The organism is Halorhabdus sp. CBA1104, assembly GCF_009690625.1.
Lineage (GTDB): Archaea > Halobacteriota > Halobacteria > Halobacteriales > Haloarculaceae > Halorhabdus.
The window spans coordinates 396,069-413,100 of sequence record NZ_CP033878.1; the positions used below are offsets into that span (position 1 = coordinate 396,069).

16 protein-coding genes are annotated in these 17,032 nt (G+C 62.7%); 11 read left to right on the forward strand and 5 right to left on the reverse strand.

Features of this window, described 5'->3' with window-relative positions; all coding sequences use genetic code 11:
* Window positions 1-32 precede the first annotated feature (32 nt).
* Both smc and Hrd1104_RS02115 read left to right on the forward strand, forming a co-directional pair.
* A complete protein-coding gene (smc, locus tag Hrd1104_RS02110) occupies window positions 33-3,608 on the forward strand; it encodes a chromosome segregation protein SMC (protein WP_154551196.1) in 3,576 nt (1,191 codons plus the stop codon).
* 48 nt (window positions 3,609-3,656) lie between these two features.
* On the forward strand, window positions 3,657-4,556 hold the full coding sequence (locus tag Hrd1104_RS02115; protein ID WP_154551197.1) for a segregation/condensation protein A: 900 nt from the start codon (window positions 3,657-3,659) through the stop codon (window positions 4,554-4,556).
* 161 nt (window positions 4,557-4,717) lie between these two features.
* Here the strand turns inward: Hrd1104_RS02115 and Hrd1104_RS02120 are convergent, their stop codons facing one another.
* The 5 genes from Hrd1104_RS02120 to Hrd1104_RS02140 all read right to left on the reverse strand — a co-directional run bounded on the left by Hrd1104_RS02120 (window position 4,718) and on the right by Hrd1104_RS02140 (window position 6,869).
* The gene (locus tag Hrd1104_RS02120) at window positions 4,718-4,870 is read right to left on the reverse strand and encodes a hypothetical protein (protein ID WP_154551198.1); all 153 of its coding nucleotides are present in this window, start codon (window positions 4,868-4,870) and stop codon (window positions 4,718-4,720) included.
* Window positions 4,871-5,126: 256 nt separating this feature from the next.
* Window positions 5,127-5,276 (reverse strand): hypothetical protein, encoded by a 150-nt coding sequence (locus Hrd1104_RS02125; protein ID WP_154551199.1) that lies wholly within the window; start codon window positions 5,274-5,276, stop codon window positions 5,127-5,129.
* A gap of 154 nt (window positions 5,277-5,430) precedes the next feature.
* Window positions 5,431-5,604, reverse strand: a complete 174-nt coding sequence (locus Hrd1104_RS02130) for a hypothetical protein (protein ID WP_154551200.1) — start codon at window positions 5,602-5,604, stop codon at window positions 5,431-5,433.
* A 66-nt stretch (window positions 5,605-5,670) separates the two neighbouring features.
* Complete coding sequence (locus tag Hrd1104_RS02135; protein WP_154551201.1) at window positions 5,671-6,138, reverse strand: hypothetical protein; 468 nt, start codon at window positions 6,136-6,138, stop codon at window positions 5,671-5,673.
* Between the two features lie 38 nt (window positions 6,139-6,176).
* Window positions 6,177-6,869, reverse strand: a complete 693-nt coding sequence (locus Hrd1104_RS02140; RefSeq protein WP_154551202.1) for a phosphoribosyltransferase — start codon at window positions 6,867-6,869, stop codon at window positions 6,177-6,179.
* A 116-nt stretch (window positions 6,870-6,985) separates the two neighbouring features.
* Here Hrd1104_RS02140 and Hrd1104_RS02145 point away from each other — a divergent pair, with 116 nt between their 5' ends.
* From Hrd1104_RS02145 to Hrd1104_RS02185, 9 genes are all read left to right on the forward strand, one after another.
* Window positions 6,986-8,182 (forward strand): S9 family peptidase, encoded by a 1,197-nt coding sequence (locus tag Hrd1104_RS02145; protein WP_154551203.1) that lies wholly within the window; start codon window positions 6,986-6,988, stop codon window positions 8,180-8,182.
* Window positions 8,179-9,081 carry a PhzF family phenazine biosynthesis protein gene (locus Hrd1104_RS02150; protein WP_154551204.1) on the forward strand — a complete coding sequence of 301 codons (903 nt, stop codon included), beginning with the start codon at window positions 8,179-8,181 and terminating at the stop codon, window positions 9,079-9,081. Before Hrd1104_RS02145 ends, Hrd1104_RS02150 begins: the two co-directional genes overlap by 4 nt.
* Before the next feature lie 72 nt (window positions 9,082-9,153).
* The gene (mfnA, locus tag Hrd1104_RS02155; protein WP_154551205.1) at window positions 9,154-10,203 is read left to right on the forward strand and encodes a tyrosine decarboxylase MfnA; all 1,050 of its coding nucleotides are present in this window, start codon (window positions 9,154-9,156) and stop codon (window positions 10,201-10,203) included.
* Window positions 10,204-10,334: 131 nt separating this feature from the next.
* Window positions 10,335-10,883, forward strand: coding sequence for a YqaA family protein (locus tag Hrd1104_RS02160; RefSeq protein WP_229770586.1), 549 nt, complete (start codon window positions 10,335-10,337; stop codon window positions 10,881-10,883).
* A 262-nt stretch (window positions 10,884-11,145) separates the two neighbouring features.
* Window positions 11,146-13,215 carry a methionine--tRNA ligase gene (metG, locus tag Hrd1104_RS02165; protein WP_154551206.1) on the forward strand — a complete coding sequence of 690 codons (2,070 nt, stop codon included), beginning with the start codon at window positions 11,146-11,148 and terminating at the stop codon, window positions 13,213-13,215.
* Window positions 13,216-13,258: 43 nt separating this feature from the next.
* Entirely contained in the window at window positions 13,259-13,552 is a 294-nt protein-coding gene (locus Hrd1104_RS02170; protein ID WP_199268294.1) for a hypothetical protein, read from the forward strand.
* 41 nt (window positions 13,553-13,593) lie between these two features.
* Window positions 13,594-14,181 carry an NfeD family protein gene (locus tag Hrd1104_RS02175; protein ID WP_154551207.1) on the forward strand — a complete coding sequence of 196 codons (588 nt, stop codon included), beginning with the start codon at window positions 13,594-13,596 and terminating at the stop codon, window positions 14,179-14,181.
* Window positions 14,182-14,276: 95 nt separating this feature from the next.
* On the forward strand, window positions 14,277-14,963 hold the full coding sequence (gene rpiA, locus Hrd1104_RS02180; protein ID WP_154551208.1) for a ribose-5-phosphate isomerase RpiA: 687 nt from the start codon (window positions 14,277-14,279) through the stop codon (window positions 14,961-14,963).
* A gap of 158 nt (window positions 14,964-15,121) precedes the next feature.
* Window positions 15,122-16,996, forward strand: a complete 1,875-nt coding sequence (locus tag Hrd1104_RS02185; protein WP_154551209.1) for an ABC transporter substrate-binding protein — start codon at window positions 15,122-15,124, stop codon at window positions 16,994-16,996.
* Window positions 16,997-17,032 lie beyond the last annotated feature (36 nt).

Consider the following 17,032-nt stretch of genomic DNA (forward strand, 5'->3'; position numbering starts at 1 on the left):
CGGATCTCAGCCGGAAGGAGTCGTCTCACCATATGCACATCACAGAGGTCGTCCTGGACAATTTCAAGAGCTTCGGGCGCAAGACACGGATCCCCTTCTACGAGGACTTCACGACGATTAGTGGCCCGAACGGCTCGGGTAAGTCCAACATCGTCGACGCGATTCTCTTTGCACTCGGGTTGGCCCGCACGTCGGGGATCCGTGCCGAGAAACTGACTGATCTCATCTACAACCCCGGTCATCAGGATGGACAGCGACCGGACGGCGAGCGCGAAGCCAGCGTCACCGTCGTTTTAGACAACGCAGACGGAACCCTCTCCCGATCGCAGGTCGAAAATGCCGCCGGCAGCCAGAACGTCGGTGACATCGAGGACATCGAGATCAGGCGCCGCGTCAAAGAGACCGAAGACAACTACTACTCGTATTATTACATCAACGGTCGGTCTGTCAATCTCGGAGATATTCAGGACTTACTCGCCCAGGCCGGGGTGGCTCCGGAAGGGTACAACGTCGTCATGCAGGGCGACGTCACCGAGATCATCAACATGACCGCGGGTGCTCGCCGGGAGATCATCGACGAGATCGCCGGCGTCGCGGAGTTCGACAAGAAAAAAGAGCAGGCCTTTGCGGAACTGGAGACCGTCCAAGACCGTATCGACGAGGCCGAACTCCGTATCGAAGAAAAGGAGACACGCCTCGAACAACTCGAAGACGAGCGCGAGACGGCCCTAGAATACCAGGAACTCAAAGACGAGAAAGACGAATACGAGGCCTACAAGAAGGCCGCCGAACTGGAAGACAAACGCGACGATCTGGCCGAGATCGACGCCGAGATCGACGAGCTGGAGGCGACCCTCGAAAAGCGCCAGCGTGAACTCGACGAACGCCAGGGCAAAGTCCTCCGGCTCGAAGCGGAGCTAGAAGACCTGAACGCGGAGATCGAGCGGAAAGGCGAAGACGAGCAACTCCAACTCAAACGCGAGATCGAGGAGATCAAAGGCGAGATCGCTCGCCTCGAAGACGCCGTCGAGAGTGCGACCGAGAAACGCGAGGCCGCCGAGACCGACCGCCGTGAGGCTTTTGTCCAGATCGACCGCAAGCAGGAGACTGTCGACGACCTGGAGACCGAGATCCGGGAGACCAAAGTCGAGAAATCCTCCGTGAAAGCCGAGATCGACGACCTGCAGGTCGACCTTGCGGCCGTCGAGGAAGAGATCGAAGAAGTCGGCGCTGAATACGAGGAAGTCCGCGCGGAACTCGACGCAAAGAAGGCCGATCTGGAGGAGGCAAAGGAGCGCCGGAACGACCGCCAGCGCGAGCAGGATCGCCTGCTCGATGAGGCCCGGCGGCGCTCGAACCAGCAACGAGAGATCGAATCGACCATCGAGAGTCAGCGGGAGTCGATTCCCGAAATCGATGCCGAGATCGACGATCTCGAAGACGAACGCCGGAAGGCACGGAAGAACCGCGAGACGATCGACGAGGTAGTCGAGGACCTTCAAGACGAGAAACGCGATCTGCAAGCCGACATCGAGGAAATCGAAGACGATCTAGAGGCGGCCCGTCAGGAGTACGCCGAACTCGAAGCTCGCGCCGAGGAGTCCGGTGATGGCTCCTATGGCCGGGCGGTCACGACGATCCAGAAGGCCGATGTCGCGGGCGTTCACGGGCCGGTCGGCGACCTCGGTGGCGTCGATCCCGAGTATGCAGACGCCTGTGAGACGGCCGCAGGCGGGCGACTGGCAAACGTCGTCGTCGCGGACGACGGGGTCGGGCAGCGTTGCATCGAACACCTCAAGTCCCGCAACGCCGGGCGGGCAACCTTCCTGCCGATGACCGAGATGCACGACCGGTCGCTGCCCTCGCCGCCCGATTTGCCAGGCGTCGTCGATTTCGCGTACAACCTCGTCGACTTCGACGCGCAGTATTCGGGCGTGTTCAGCTACGTCCTCGGCGACACGCTCGTCGTCGAAGACATGGAGACAGCCCGCGACCTCATGGGCGAGTTTCGCCTGGTGACCCTGGACGGCGATCTCGTCGAGAAGAGCGGTGCGATGACTGGTGGCTCCTCGAGCGGGTCCCGGTACTCCTTTTCGGGTGGCGAAGGCCGCCTCAAGCGAGTTGCCGAGCGGATCACGGACCTAGAGGACGAACGCACGTCCGTTCGCGAGGAGCTGCGTGACGTCGAGGAGCGCTTGGAAGATGCCCGTGATCGTCGCTCGGAGGCGGCCGAGCAACTCCGGGAGATCCAGGCCGAGATCGAGCGCCGCGAACGCGAACGCGAGGAGGCCGACGAGCGCATCGAAGCGCTGGAAAGCGAGCTGGACGAAATCGAGAGAGAGCGCGAGGACGTCTCCGCACAGATGGACGAGATCGAGGCAGAGATCGAGGCTATCGAGGCCGAGATCGAAGACGCCGAGGCGACGATCGCCCAGCTTGAAAGCGAGATCGAAGACTCCGAGCTGCCGGCACTGACCGACGAGGCAGAGACGATCCGGGCGGCGATCGACGAGCGCGAGGACGAACTCGAAGATCTAGACGCCCAGCTGAACGAACTCCAGCTCGAGAACCAATACGCCGAGGAGGCCATCGAGGACCTCCACGACGAGATCGAGTCGGCCCAGAATCGCAAGGCCGAGCAGGACGAGCGCATCGAGGAGCTGGAGGGCGAAATCGACGAACAAGAGGCGTTGCTGGCCGACAAAGAGGACGCAGTCGCCGAACTCGAAGCGGAACTCGCCGAGCTGAAGGGCGAACGCGAGGAGCTCCGTGAGGACGTGCGAGCGGCTCGCGAGGCCCGCGACGAGCACCGAGAGCGCGTCAACGCCGTCCAGAGCGAATTAGAGAGCGAGCGCGAGACCCAACAGCGCTTGCAGTGGGAGATCGAGGAACTGGCGTCGGCGGTCGGGGAGTACGATCCCGACGAGATTCCCGATCATCACACCGTCCAGACGCGGATCGGCCAGCTCGAATCTCGAATGGAGGCCTTAGAGCCGGTGAACATGCTCGCGATCGAGGAGTACGACGCGGTCAACGAGGATCTCGAGGATCTGCAGGCCAAACGGGAGACGTTAGTCGAGGAGGCCGATGGGATCCGCGAGCGGATCGAGACCTACGAGGCCCGCAAGAAGGAGACGTTCATGGACGCCTACGAGGCGATCGACGAGCACTTCCAGGATATCTTCGAACGACTCTCGAACGGAACGGGGCGGCTCCATCTCGAAAACGAGGACGATCCCTTCGACGGTGGGCTGACGATGAAGGCCCAGCCGGGCGATAAGCCGATCCAGCGACTCGCCGCGATGAGCGGCGGCGAGAAGTCACTGACGGCACTAGCCTTCATTTTCGCGATCCAGCGGCACAACCCGGCCCCGTTCTACGCCCTAGACGAGGTGGACGCGTTCCTTGATGCGGCCAACGCCGACCTCGTTGGCGAAATGGTCGACGACCTCGCGGGTGAGGCCCAGTTCGTCGTCGTCTCCCATCGCTCGGCCATGCTCGAACGCTCAGAGCGGGCCATCGGCGTGACGATGGGCGAAGATAACGTCAGTGCCGTCACCGGGATCGACCTGAGCGATACCGCTGGGGAGGTGTCTGCCGATGACTGACCGTGACGGGGCTGGCTGTGGACAGACAGCATACGGAGGGTCGAATCGATGACAGAGGACGTCCCACTCGACATCGCTGGCCACGAGGGACGCGAGCGACCGGACGGCGGCACGGAGGTCCTGACGGACGCGAGTCCGCCGACCGACGGGCCGTCGATCGACGACGAGGCAGACGTCGAACCGGTCGAAGTACTGGTGACGATGGCTGAGGAGGACGAGATCGAGCCCTGGGACATCGACGTCGTGGTCGTGACGGACAAATTCCTGGACCGTCTCGACGAGGCAGATCTTCGCACCTCCGGGCGGGCGCTGTTTTACGCGAGTGTCCTCCTCCGGATGAAAAGCGACGCGTTGCTGGAGGACGACGACGAGCCAGAACCCGAACCGGAACCCGACCCCTTCGTCGGTGCGCCGGGCGAGACCGTGGATGGCGATCCGTTCGACGCCTTGGAAGACGAGATGGATCGGCGGCTCGATCGCAAGCGTGCTCGCGGGACGCCACAGACACTGGACGAACTCGTCAGGGAGTTACGCGAGGCCGAACGCGACACCTGGTGGAAAGACTCCAGAGAGTACGACACCAGTGACTCCCCGCGCGGGTTCCAGCGTGGCACCCAGCAACTGGACTATCGAGCCAGCGACGACTTCCGGGACGATTCAGAACCGACGGCGGCCGACGTGACCGGTACGGCCCACGGCGAGAACGTCGAGGAACTGGTCGAGTCGGTGGCCGAGAAACTGGAATCTCACTACGAAGCCGGCCGCGAGGAGGTCTTGTTCGCTGAAGTCGAGGCAGTCGGCGGCTCCCGCATCGAGACGTTCCTCGGTGTCCTCTTTTTGGCCGATACGGGCCGAGTCGAACTCCAGCAAGACACACTCTTTGGCGACCTCTGGCTCAGAAATCCCGACGTGACCCAGCAAAGCGACGTGGCCGCTGCCGACGACTGAGTTCGTGAGGAATCAGTACGGTTCTGGCCGTGCTACTCCCACACACGGCATGACCCCGGAACGTGTCAGCGAGCGCCTGGCCGAACTGGACGATCGATTCGACCGGAATCGCTACTACGCGGCACTCGAGTACGTTCACGACGACGGGCGGTGAGGGAGACTTAGACGACGGCTTCGCGGAGCGCGATCAGGACCGTCAGTATTGGGATCGATAGCAGCGTCGAGGTGAGGATAGCGCTGCTCGCGAATTCCGTGGGGGAAACCGGACCGTCGGCAGGGCCGCTGAACGCCCCCAGCAGAATGATCGGCGTCACGGCCGACGGGCCAGCGCATGCAAGCACGAACACGCGCGACTGTCTCGTTCTCGAATTCCAGCACGACGACGCCGGAGCTGAGCACGAGCGCGATGGCGATTCCGACCAGTCGGCCGTCAGCTGAGATGGCGGGCACGCCCCGGGGTTGGTCACCTCGCCTCTCAATCGCCTCGGATTCCGAACGCAAACCACTGCCATCTCACCGACGGTTCGTCCATTACTGTCGACGATATTGACCACTCGATCGGCCTCTCATTCAGTCAGATTCGCCTTCGGTCGTGAGTGTCAGTGCGGGACAGCGCTCGTTCGCGAGGTCGCCATTGAACAGAGCCACCGCATCGCCGTCCGATCGCTCGACAACGTCGAACTTCAGGCCGACACACGTGAACGACTTCCCATCGTACATCGCGGGGCCGTCCCATTCGTCACTTCCGGCGAGACGCCACCTGACCGTGTAGACAGCTCGCTCGTGTAGTTCTTCGTGAGTGATTTTTCGTAGGTAGACTCCTGGAAGCTATCGTCTTCCACATCCTGCCCGGAGAGCGGGATGCTCTGTCCGATCACTGACCGTCCCGGTCGATCCGATATTCGACTGTCCGGCGTTCACTCAATCGGTTCAGAAACTCTCGCTTCTGGATCGCAACGCCCGGCGGCTCGGACGAAAGCACCGAACAGCCCGCGAGGAGGGCCGAACTCTCGCCGAGCGTCGAGAGTAGTTTGGGGCGTGAAACCATACCATCCTCACTCTCGTGTGACTAAACCAAAACCAGTAGATCGCTGTGCTGATGTCTGTCCCGTGGTCATCCGTCGTTCCTGAACAGTCCAACAGTCAGGTCGCCGTCGATCGACCGACTGCGCCACTCGCCCACTTTCGCGGCCGTGTACCCGCCGACGAGAAACAGGAACGGGATCGTTGCCACGAAGATGGGGCTGTTCACCGCCACGACGAGGAAGACGACGTCCGCCCGCTGTGCGAGCGAGAGGCCGTCGAGCATCGCCGCTTTGAGCACGGCCCACGCGAGGATACCCGCTGCCGTCCCACAGATAGCAGCGAAGCCGCCCTCGATCAGATGACGGTCGTACTCGCGACTCGACAGCCCCACGACGACGCCAGCGGGAACGGCTGCGATGCCGACCGCCACGACCAACGTGTTACTCGTTGCGGTGGTAATCTCACTGCTACTGGTAGCAACGTGTCCGAACGCGATCGCTCCGGCCACCGCCGTCGCGAACCCGACTGCCCGACGATCGCCTCCACTGGTGGGCATGTCTTCGATAGACGACACGACGGGCTATTAAATGTTCCTCAGGCTACCGTCCAACAATCTTCGCCGGCGTACTCGATCACGCCGCGGCGCTCCATCTCTGTCAGGACTTCCTCGATGCGATCGGGCTGTGCGATCTCCATCTCGATAGGATCGATCTCGTGGTAGGAGCGCAGCAGCGAGCGAACGTCGTCTTCGCTGAACTGCTGGGCGTCAGCTTTCTCCATGACGCTCTCGGTCAGCTCGATCATGTCCTCGATAAAGTTCCACGGGTAGACGACCCAGGTCCACTCTTCGAGCCGCTCGCCGACGAAGTCGGGTTCGACCTCGCTGGTCTGTAACAGCTGTAGCGTGGCGGTTCGGACGGCGTTCGGATCGCGCTCGTTGACGTACTCGGAGGCGTGTGCGATCGATTGGCCGGTGTCGGCGATATCGTCGACGATCAGCACGTCCTTGCCTTCGACCGACCCTTCGGGCATCGGATAGCGGACCTCTGGCTCGTCGCCCTTGGCGGCGGTCCCGACGTAGTGTTCGATCTTGAGGCTCGTCAGGTCGTCCAGGCCCAGAAAGTCACACAGCGTCCGGCCGGCAAACCAGCCCCCGCGGGCCAGCGCGACGACGACGTCCGGCTCGAAGTCGTCGGCTTTGACGTCGTCACTGACCGTCCGACAGAGGCCGTATATGTACTCCCAGTTCGTGATCGTACAGGGGAACTCCTCCGGCAGATCGCCCATCAGGTAGTCACCGATCGAAGCCTGGTGACGACGACAATTAGGGTTTTACATGCGCATCGACGGCCCGTCGTGTCACACAGTGGTCTTTTTGTTGTCGCGTCCGAACGTTCGTACCGATGCGACGCCGCCGCTTCCTCCAGGTTTGTGGGACGCTTCCGACGGTCGCCCTCACTGGCTGTACGGGAACCGAAGAGAGGGCAGCCGACTCGATTGTCTCCGAACGGTCCCCACGCGTTCCCGATCCATCGGTCACGACGACTCCCACAAGCACGCGGACGACAGCGACGACTGACGACGATCTCCCTCCCTACGCCGATGCCGACGCCTACACTGCGGAGACGAGATCGATCGAGGCGACCGAGCACTGCGATCTCGGGGCGACGCTGACGATTCCCGACGGCGAGGACACCGCTCCCGGTGTCGTCATCGTCCATGGGTCCGGCCCGAGCGACCGGAACGGCACCGTCGGAGCGGTCCAACTGTATCGTGATCTTGCCGTCGGGCTTGCGAGTCGCGGGATCGCGGTCCTCCGCTACGAGAAGCGAACGTACGCCTGCCCGCTCGTGGTCGACGCCACGGAACTGACGATCGACGACGAAGTGACCGACGACGCACTGGCGGCAGTCGATCGGCTCCGTAACCACGATCGCGTCGCCGCTGGGGATGTAGTCGTTGCCGGGCACAGTCTCGGCGGCATGCTGGCGCCGAGAATCGCCCGTCGAGATCCGTCTCTGGCCGGCATCGCGATGCTTGCCCCACCGGCCCGCTCGTTGGCGACCCTCATTGCCTCTCAGCGACGGTATGCCTTCCAGCGGGATGGTCCTCTCTCGGATAGCGAACGCGAGCGCCTCGAACGCATCGAGTCGATCGCCGACCGTGTGAGGGCTGGCGATGTCGGCGAAAACGAGACTGTCTGGGGTGGCGGTCGGCCGTACTGGCGGAGTCTGGCCGCTTACGATCAGGTCGCGACGGCCCGAAAGCTGGACGTGCCCATGCTCATCCAGCAGGGATCGAACGACGTACAGGTGCCCCCGGACACGGAACTGTCCCGCTGGCGGGACGCGCTGGGCGATCGGTCGTCCGTGACGATCCAGACCTACGAGGGCGTGAACCATCTCTTGACGACCGGTCCGGGACCGCTGGCGACTGGTACTGCCCCGAGTCGGGACACGTCACCGAACCCGTCGTGGCAGATCTGGCCGCCTGGAGCAGGCGGATCACTCGCTAATCGCAGTTGTGTCCTCGCGGAACCGCTTTGCATTCACTCGATGGTCGGTAAGCATATTCGTCCCCTGGCCCGAGAGCGTGTATGACCGCCCAAGATCGACGCGAGGTACACCTCGTCGACGCGTTCACGACCGAACCGTTTTCGGGCAACCCGGCAGGGGTCGTCCCCGACGCCGACGGACTCGAGGCCGACCAGATGCAGGCGATCGCGGCCGAGATGGGTGCCAGCGAGACGGTCTTCGTTCAGGAGACCGGGGACGCCGATCGGCGGCTCCGCTATTTTACACCCGAACAGGAGGCCGACCTCTGTGGCCACGCGACGATCGCTGCCTACGCCCGTCTGTTCGACCGGGCGGCGGTCGAGGCTGGCACCGAGACAGTCGCGACGGGTGCCGGCAAAGTGTCGGTCGACGTCGAGTCTGACGGGACAGTCTGGCTCGATGGGGCCGAGCCGTCGGTCGAGGCGGTCGACATCGATTACGACGAACTCGCGGCCGCGCTGGGACTCACTGAGACCGCCTTCGCCGGCGTCGGCGAGGACCTGCCGGTCGCCCGCGCTTCGACCGGCATGCCGTTTCTGATCGTTCCCGTCAACTACTTCGAGCAACTCGGGGACGTCTCGCCCGATCTAGCGGCGATCGAGGCGCTTGCCGAGGCCCACGACGCGGCCGGGATCTACGCGTTCACCTTCGACACGCTGGATCGTGAATCGACGGTTCACGGACGACTGTTCGCCCCGACGCTGGGAGTCAGTGAGGATCCGGTGACGGGGACCGCGAGCGGTGCCGTCGGGGCGTACCTGCGACGATTCAGCGGCGTGGAGGGAACGGAGTTTCGGTGTGAACAGGGTGATTTCCTCGATCGGTCCGGGCGTGTTCGCGTCCGGACTGCCAACGGCGTCCGTGTCGGTGGGCGTGCGGTGACGACGCTCTCGGGCCAGATCGCCCTCCCGGAGACAGCAGACAGTGAGATCATCGAAGCGTGACGATCGCCGGACGTGCCAGGACGCACACAGCGAGCGGAACGGATAAACGGGACTAGCCCGTATCCAACGAGCATGCAGCGGGCCGTGCCGCAGGACTTCGACCGTGTGCTCTCGTCGATGTGTACTGAGCCCCATCCAGCGGCTCGCGAGACAGCCCAACAGTTCCTCGCGACCAACCCTGGCGACCCGGGAACCTATCAGACGGTCGCCAGGCTCGAAGAACGTGCAGTCGAGCTCTTAGGCGAGATAACGGCACTTGACGATCCGGCTGGATACATCACCAGCGGCGGCACGGAGGCAAACATCCAGGCTGTCCGGATCGCCCGCAATTACGCCGACGCCGACGAACCGAACGTCGTCGTGCCAGAGAGTGCACACTTCAGCTTCCGGAAGGCGGCGGAGATGCTCGATGTCGAACTTCGGGACGTGCCGACGACTGACTACCGGGCGGACGTGGATGCGGTGGCTGACGCCCTCGACGACCAAACGGTCGGGATCGTCGCCGTCGCGGGCACGACCGAGTACGGCCACGTCGATCCCATCCCTGCGCTGGCGGACCTGGCCGCGGACGCTGGCGCACTCCTCCACGTCGATGCGGCCTTCGGTGGGTTCTTTTTGCCTTTTACCGACATCGAGTGGAACTTCGCCCACGCCGGTGTCGATACGATGACGATCGATCCGCACAAGGCCGGTCAGGCGGCCGTCCCGGCTGGGGGCTTTCTGGCGCGATCGACGGACTACTTAGACGAGTTGACCATCGATACGCCCTACCTCGAATCGGAGTCACAGTTCACCCTGACCGGGACCCGGAGCGGAGCCGGCGTGGCCAGTGCCGTCGAGGCCATGGAAACGCTGTGGCCGGAGGGCTATCGCGAGCAGTATCAGGCCTCGATGGACAACGCCCACTGGCTTGCCAAGCGCTTCCAAGAGCGCGGCTACAACGTCGTCGGCCCGGAACTACCCCTCCTCGCTGCGGATGTCTCCCTGGAACTCGTCGAACAACTCCGGGATCGTGGCTGGCGGGTTACCAAAACGGGCTCGGGTGAAATGCGCGTCGTCTGTATGCCCCACGTCACGCGCTCGATGTTGCAGACGTTCGTCGCGGATCTGGACTGGTTTTGAGTAGCTGCAGTGGGACGGAAACAGGAAGGTTTACCCTACACGCGCTAAATCGGGCATCCGTGACTGTCCCTCTCTCGTTTGCACTCCTCGGTGACGTCGCAATCGGCCTGCTTGGCCCGCTTCAGGACGCTCTGGCAGCCGGTGGGGACTTCCTGTCGTGGCTCTATGGCGCGCTCGAGGGATCGGTACAATCAGCGACAGGGCCACTCGGCCTCCTCATCATCGCGATTTACTCGTTTTTGATCGCGTTCGTCCTCCCACTTCCCAGTGAGATCGTCCTCGCGCCGGCTGGGCAGATGCAACTCGGCCTCCCATACGGGCCGACGCTCGCGGTGATCATCCTCGTCAGCGGGATCGGGAAGGCAGCGGGCAGTGTCTTTGCCTTCCATATCGGGCAAGAGGCCAAGGAGTACGGCCCGCTCGTCAGACGAATCAAGGCTTCTCGATTCGACGTCATCGGGTGGTCCGAACGGAAGACCGTCCAACTCGCTCGCCGTTTCGGGTACGTCGGTCTCGCGATGGCGCTTTCGGTCCCGTTTTTCCCCGATACGATATCGATCTATGCGTTCACGATCCTCGAAGAGGACTATTTCAAGTTCGCGCTGGCGACGTTCGCGGGCAGCGTTGGCCGGCTACTGGTGACAATCGGGGCCTTCGGTAGCGTCTTCGTGCTGTTTTGACGGGGAAACACGACTGCCCTGCCTCGACGGTACTGGGCTCACGTTCGGTGAGCAGTGCCTGCTCGGGCCGAAACGACCGACCCGGACAACACCGAAACACGGCGCTGACACGTCGTTGTGGGTCGTCTTCATCATCCCCGGCAAGCGAGCATCCAAATGCCCTGGCGGCGTCACCGACACTGGTTGGGCGGCGCCTTCATTCGGCTGCCGGCGACGTCCGGAAACCGGCGGGTTTTAGGCTGGAATAGCGATACTGGTGGATATGAGCCACGACGAGTTCCCGACCGACAACCCGGCTGTGGTGACCTGCGGGTTGCCCTACGCCAACGGCGATCTGCACATCGGTCACTTGCGGACGTACGTCGGCGGCGACGTGTTGACTCGTGCCCTAGAGAAACTCGGCCAGGAGACGACTTTCGTCTCCGGGTCTGACATGCACGGGACGCCGATCGCCGTCCAGGCGATCGAAGACGACATCGACCCCGAAGCGTTCGCCTTGGAGTACCACCAACAGTACGAGGAGACGTTCCCGCGCTTTTCGGTCGACTTCGATAACTACGGCCACACCCACCAAGAGACCAACCGCGAGCTGACCCACGAGATCGTCGAAGCCCTCGAAGCCGAGGGCTACGTCGACGAACAGCAGATCAAGGTCGCCTGGGACCCCGAAGACGACCAGCCACTCCCCGACCGCTACGTCGTCGGGACCTGTCCCTACTGCGGTGAGCAAGCACGGGGCGACGAGTGTGACGAGGGCTGTGGTCGCCACCTCGAACCCGGCGAGATCGAGGACCCCGTCTCGAAGATCTCGGGCAACCCCGCCGAGTATCGCGAGCGCACCCACAAGTTCTTCAAAGTCTCCGAACTCGCCGACTATCTCTCCGGGTTCCTCGACCGTCTCGAGGGGACGCCGAACGCCCAGAACCAGCCCCGCCAGTGGATCGAAGAGGGGTTGCAGGACTGGTGTATCACCCGGGACCTCGATTGGGGCTTCGACTACCCCGGCGACGAGGCCGAGAGCGAAGATCTCGTCCTGTACGTCTGGGTCGATGCGCCGATCGAGTACATCGCCTCGACGAAGCAATACACCGAGCGCGTCGGTCCCGACACCTACGACTGGGCCGAAACCTGGAAGGAGAGTGGCGAGATCGTCCACGTCATCGGGCGGGACATCATCCAGCACCACACGATCTTCTGGCCCGCCATGCTCCAGGTCGCCGAGTACAACGAACCACGGGCCGTCGTCGCAAGCGGGTTCATGAGTCTGGACGGCGACGCCTTCTCGACGAGTCGAAACCGGGCGATCTGGGCAGAGGAGTACCTCGATGAAGGGTTCCACCCCGATCTCTTGCGGTACTATCTGACGACTGTCGGTGGCTTTCAGGACGACATCGACTTCTCGTGGGATCGGTTCCGCGAGCGCGTCAACGGCGAGTTGGTCGGGACGGTCGGCAACTTCGCTTACCGATCGCTCCTCTTTGCCTACCGCAATTTCGAGGGGACACCCGACGTCGAACTGTCCACAGAAGTCGAGGATCGGATCGCGGACGCGATCGCCGACTTCGAGGCCGGCGTCAACGATTACTCGATCCGGAAAGCCACGCAGGCCGCGGTCGAACTGGCGACGTTCGGCAACGAGTACATCCAGCGCCACGAACCCTGGAATCTCGACGACGAGGCGGCCGCGCCGGTCATTCGAGACTGTGTTCAGATCGCCAAGGCTGTCGCCGTCCTCATGCAACCGACCACGCCCGAGACGGCACGGCGGCTCTGGGACCAGCTCGATGAAGACGGGTCGGTCGCCGAGGTTACACTCGACGCCGCGCTGGAAGCGCCGCCCGTCGCCTTCGGTGAACCGACCGAACTCTTCGAGAAAATCCCAGCCGAACGTGTCGCGGACCTCAACGAGAAACTCGAACAGCGAGTCCAAGCGACCACCGCAGACGCGGAAACCGAAAACGACGATACGGCTGGAGACGACGGGACCGTTATGGACCTCGAACCACTCGCCGAGGAACGGATCGACTTCGACGACTTCCAGGCGTTGGACATCCGCGTCGGGCAGATCGTCGAGGCCGAGCCGATCGAAGACAGCGACGATCTCGTTCGGCTTGACGTCGATATCGGGCTAGAGACGCGCCAAGTTGTCGCCGGGATCAAGCAACTGCACGACGTCGAAACGCTTCCGGAGACGCGGGTCGTCCTACTGGCGAACATGGAGAAAGCAGAACTGTTTGGCTACGAGTCCAACGGCATGGTGCTTGCTGCCGGCGAGGAAGCTGATCTGTTGACGACCCAGGCAGATGCACCGCTCGGGTCGAAGATCCGCTGAGTTGTGCCACAGCACTTTAGCCGACCGCTCGATTAACGCAGGTATGACCGACGACGAGTGGCAGTACGATACCAACGACTTCGAAGAGCCACCGGCTGGCGACCGCGCGGTCGAGGAGCCGTCTGACGACGACCCCCAAGCGGCTGCTGACGATAGCGGCTGGCGGTTCTCTGTAGACGAGGTCGACGAAGATGGAACGGTGGCTGGGGACGAGGAGGGCGGGTGGTCGAGCCTGCACGAAGAGGTCGAAGCTGGCTCGCCGAACCCGGAGAACGTCGCCTTCGTCGCGATCGGCCTGCTGCTCGGTCTCGTTCTCGCCTGGCAACTGGTCCTGTGATCGCCCCGAACTGTTAACCCATCCCGGACCGAAACGCGTGTATGGCGCTGGTCTTTGGCATGGACCTCTCGTTGTTACTGTTGCTGGCCGGAGCGTCGCTGATCATCGGCGAGGCCTTCGCGCCCGGAGCGCACTTTATCGTCCTCGGGATCGCGCTGCTGGCTGCGGGACTGGTTGGGCTTGCCCTTCCCTCCTCGCTGGGCGTCCTGTCGGTGGTGCTCATGGCCGGCGTGGTGATCGCCGTGGGGAGCGTCTCGCTGTATGTCTACCGGCAGTTCGACTTTTACGGCGGGAAAGGTGCTGGTCGGACGAGTGACTCGGACTCGTTGAAGGGGCTGACCGGCCGTGTGACCGAACGTGTCACTAGCACGGATGGGGAAGTGAAACTCGACGGTGGTGGCTTCAACCCGTATTACCGGGCCCGTGCGTTCGACGAGGAGATCCCAGTCGATCAAGAAGTGATCGTCGTCGACCCCGGTGGCGGCAACGTCATCACCGTCGAATCGATGGCAGCCCTGGCGACGGACGACATCGACGACGAACTCGAAGCCGACCGCCAGGCAACGACACCGGACGACGATACCACTCCCTCCCCGGCAGACCGGGAAACCGAATCGGAGACCGTCTGAGAACTGTTCCCGTCGGCGGGCTCTCCCCCGAGCGGGGGATCGAAACGATAGCCAGGAACAGCAGCTATTTCAGTCGTCGCGAAATCCGTCCAGACATGGACGAATCCACACGCAAGGCAGCGAAGCGACGCGCCAGTGAACGTGCTGTCGAGGCCGTCACGGACGGCGATATGGTTGGTCTTGGCAGCGGGAGTACGGCCGAACACGCGATTCGCCTGCTCGGGGATAAAGTTGAAGACGGCCTGGATATCGTCGGTGTCCCGACTTCCTTCCAGGCTCGGGAAGTCGCAACCGACGTTGGGATCGAATTGACGACCCTCGAAGAGACAGCAGGCCGCCTCGACGTGGCGATCGATGGGGCCGATCAGTTCGCGGGCGGCGATCTGATAAAAGGCGGTGGCGCGGCCCACGCTCGTGAGAAAATCGTGGACAGTGCAGCCCAAGAGTTGGTCATCGTCGTCGACCCGACGAAACGAGCGGACGTCCTCGACGCCGCGGTCCCGGTCGAGGTCCTCCCTGATGCCCGCCGGACCGCTGCCGACGCAATTCGTGCACTCGATGGCGAACCGACACTGCGCCGGGCCAAACACAAGAGCGGTCCCGTCGTAACCGATAACGGAAACCTCGTCTTTGACTGTGACTTTGGCGAGCTCACCGATCCAGCGACGCTTGCTTCAGCCCTCTCGGAGCTGCCTGGCGTCGTCGAACACGGACTCTTCCTCGATCTCGCTGACGTCGTCTACCTGGGAACCGAAACGGGTGTCGAACGGATCGAGCCGTAGTCCATCTGGGCGCTGCATCTGTTGTTCATGGTTGATTGTTTTTCTTTTCAAAACTGAAGTAGGAGCCTACACACAGGCTCTTCCGGTTGTTTGGCGCCCTCTGCTGGTTCGCAGCCAAAATACTTAATACCGTCCGGCGGACGAGTTCCACGTGGACTATGGTGGACAACCAGCAGTTAGACGACTATAGTACGATCAGCCGCCGCCGGTTCGCTCAGATCGCTGGAGCGACCGGGGCGGCAGCCCTCGCGGGTTGTGGTGGCGGCGATACGACCACTGAAGGGGGCGGCCAAGAAGACACGCCGGCGGACGGTGGCGAGACGGACGACGGTACGTCCGATTCCTCGACACAGGTTTACGACGCTGAATACGACAACCTCAACCAGTCGGCGGCGACCGCTGATCTACAGTACAACCATCTCAACAGCTCCTCGTATGCGGGTTGGATCGCGTGGACCCTGACCGACCGCCTCATCGCGTACAACTTCAACGAGCGGGAGTATCAACCCTACGCGCTCGAAGAGTACACCATCGAACCCCAGCGGGCAGAACTCACTATTCGGGGCGATTATGCGTGGGTCGATGGGACGGATTATACGTCCACGCACCTCAAACAGGAGATCGCTGCCAGTTACATCGTCGGTGGTGGGCTCTGGGACTACATCGAAACTCTGGACAACATCAAGACGCCCGACGAGAAGACGCTGGTTCTGGAGCTTCCCGAGGCTGCAAACCCGACAGCGCTGGAGCACGAGATCGGTGCCATCCAGACGAACATTCGCGCAAAGGATGGGACCCCGTTTGCGACCCTTTGGAACGAGATGCAAGAGAACGGGGTTGACGGAGTCAGTGACTCCACCCGCGAGGAAGTGTCGAACTTCTCGCCTTCGAGCCCGCCGATGACGGCCGCGCCGTGGACGTTCGAAAGCGGTGACGCCAACGGCGTTCGGCTGTCGCGCAACGAGGAACACCCCGACGCCGACAACATCAACTTTTCAAACTACTACTGGGGCGCTTCGCCGGGTAACGAACACAAGCAGTCCCAGCTGGTTTCGGGCAAAGTCAACAGTGTAATGAGTCTGTACTGCCCGCCACGGATCGCGGCAAACGTGCCGGACGAGTTCGAAGAGGCACGTCCGCCGGCGTACTGGGGCTACGGGCTCATGCCGAACCACGAGCGCCCGCACGTCGAACACCGGGAAGTCCGCCAGGCAATCCAGCATGCGATCGACCGCAGTGTCGTAAAGCAAAACGCTGGCCCGCGGACCAAAGAGATGGCGGCAACTCCGGGTGCCCTCTGTCCGGGCCAACCTGAAGAAGAATGGCTCGGTGACACCATGGACAGCTACCTCCGCTTTGAGGATCCGGAACGCGGTGCGGAGCTACTCGAAGAAGCTGGCTATACGAAAGACAGCGGCACCTGGAAAGACTCAAACGGCAAGACTGCATCCCTCGAAGTCAGCGTCTTCGCTGGCTGGTCTGACTGGGTGACGGCCTCCCAGACGATTGTCAGCCAGCTCAACGACTTCGGCTTCGATGCCTCGTTGAACACCGTGCCCGGTGGGTCTGCCTGGGGCGACATTTTGCCCAACAGCAAGTTCCAGATCCACACCTACTCCTGGATGTCCGGCGGACCCCGCGGTGCGTTCCCCTACTATTCGGCCCGACGTCAGGTCGGTTACGTCTGGGGTGCTGGAAATATCCACAACTATCCTGGCTGGAACGGTGGTGACGGGCAAGAGATCACCGTGCCCGACGGTAACGGTGGCGAACTGTCTGCGAACCCAGTCGAACTGGTCGACAGTCTCCCACGGATCACTGACGAAGAGGAACTCACGCAGACGGTGCGCGACCTCCACCGCGTGTTGAACGTCGATCAGCCGTTCATGCCACTCTCGACGAAGCTCGAACAGTCGTGGTACGAGCAGAGTGACACGTGGGCCGCGCCTGACGAAGACTCGACGAAAGCCGGGGTCAAGTGGCCGTCGTGTTGGTTGCCAAAGCAGGGCGACATCTCCTACAAAGGAGACTAGCATCACACAGAACGCACTGTCCGCGTTCTGAACTAA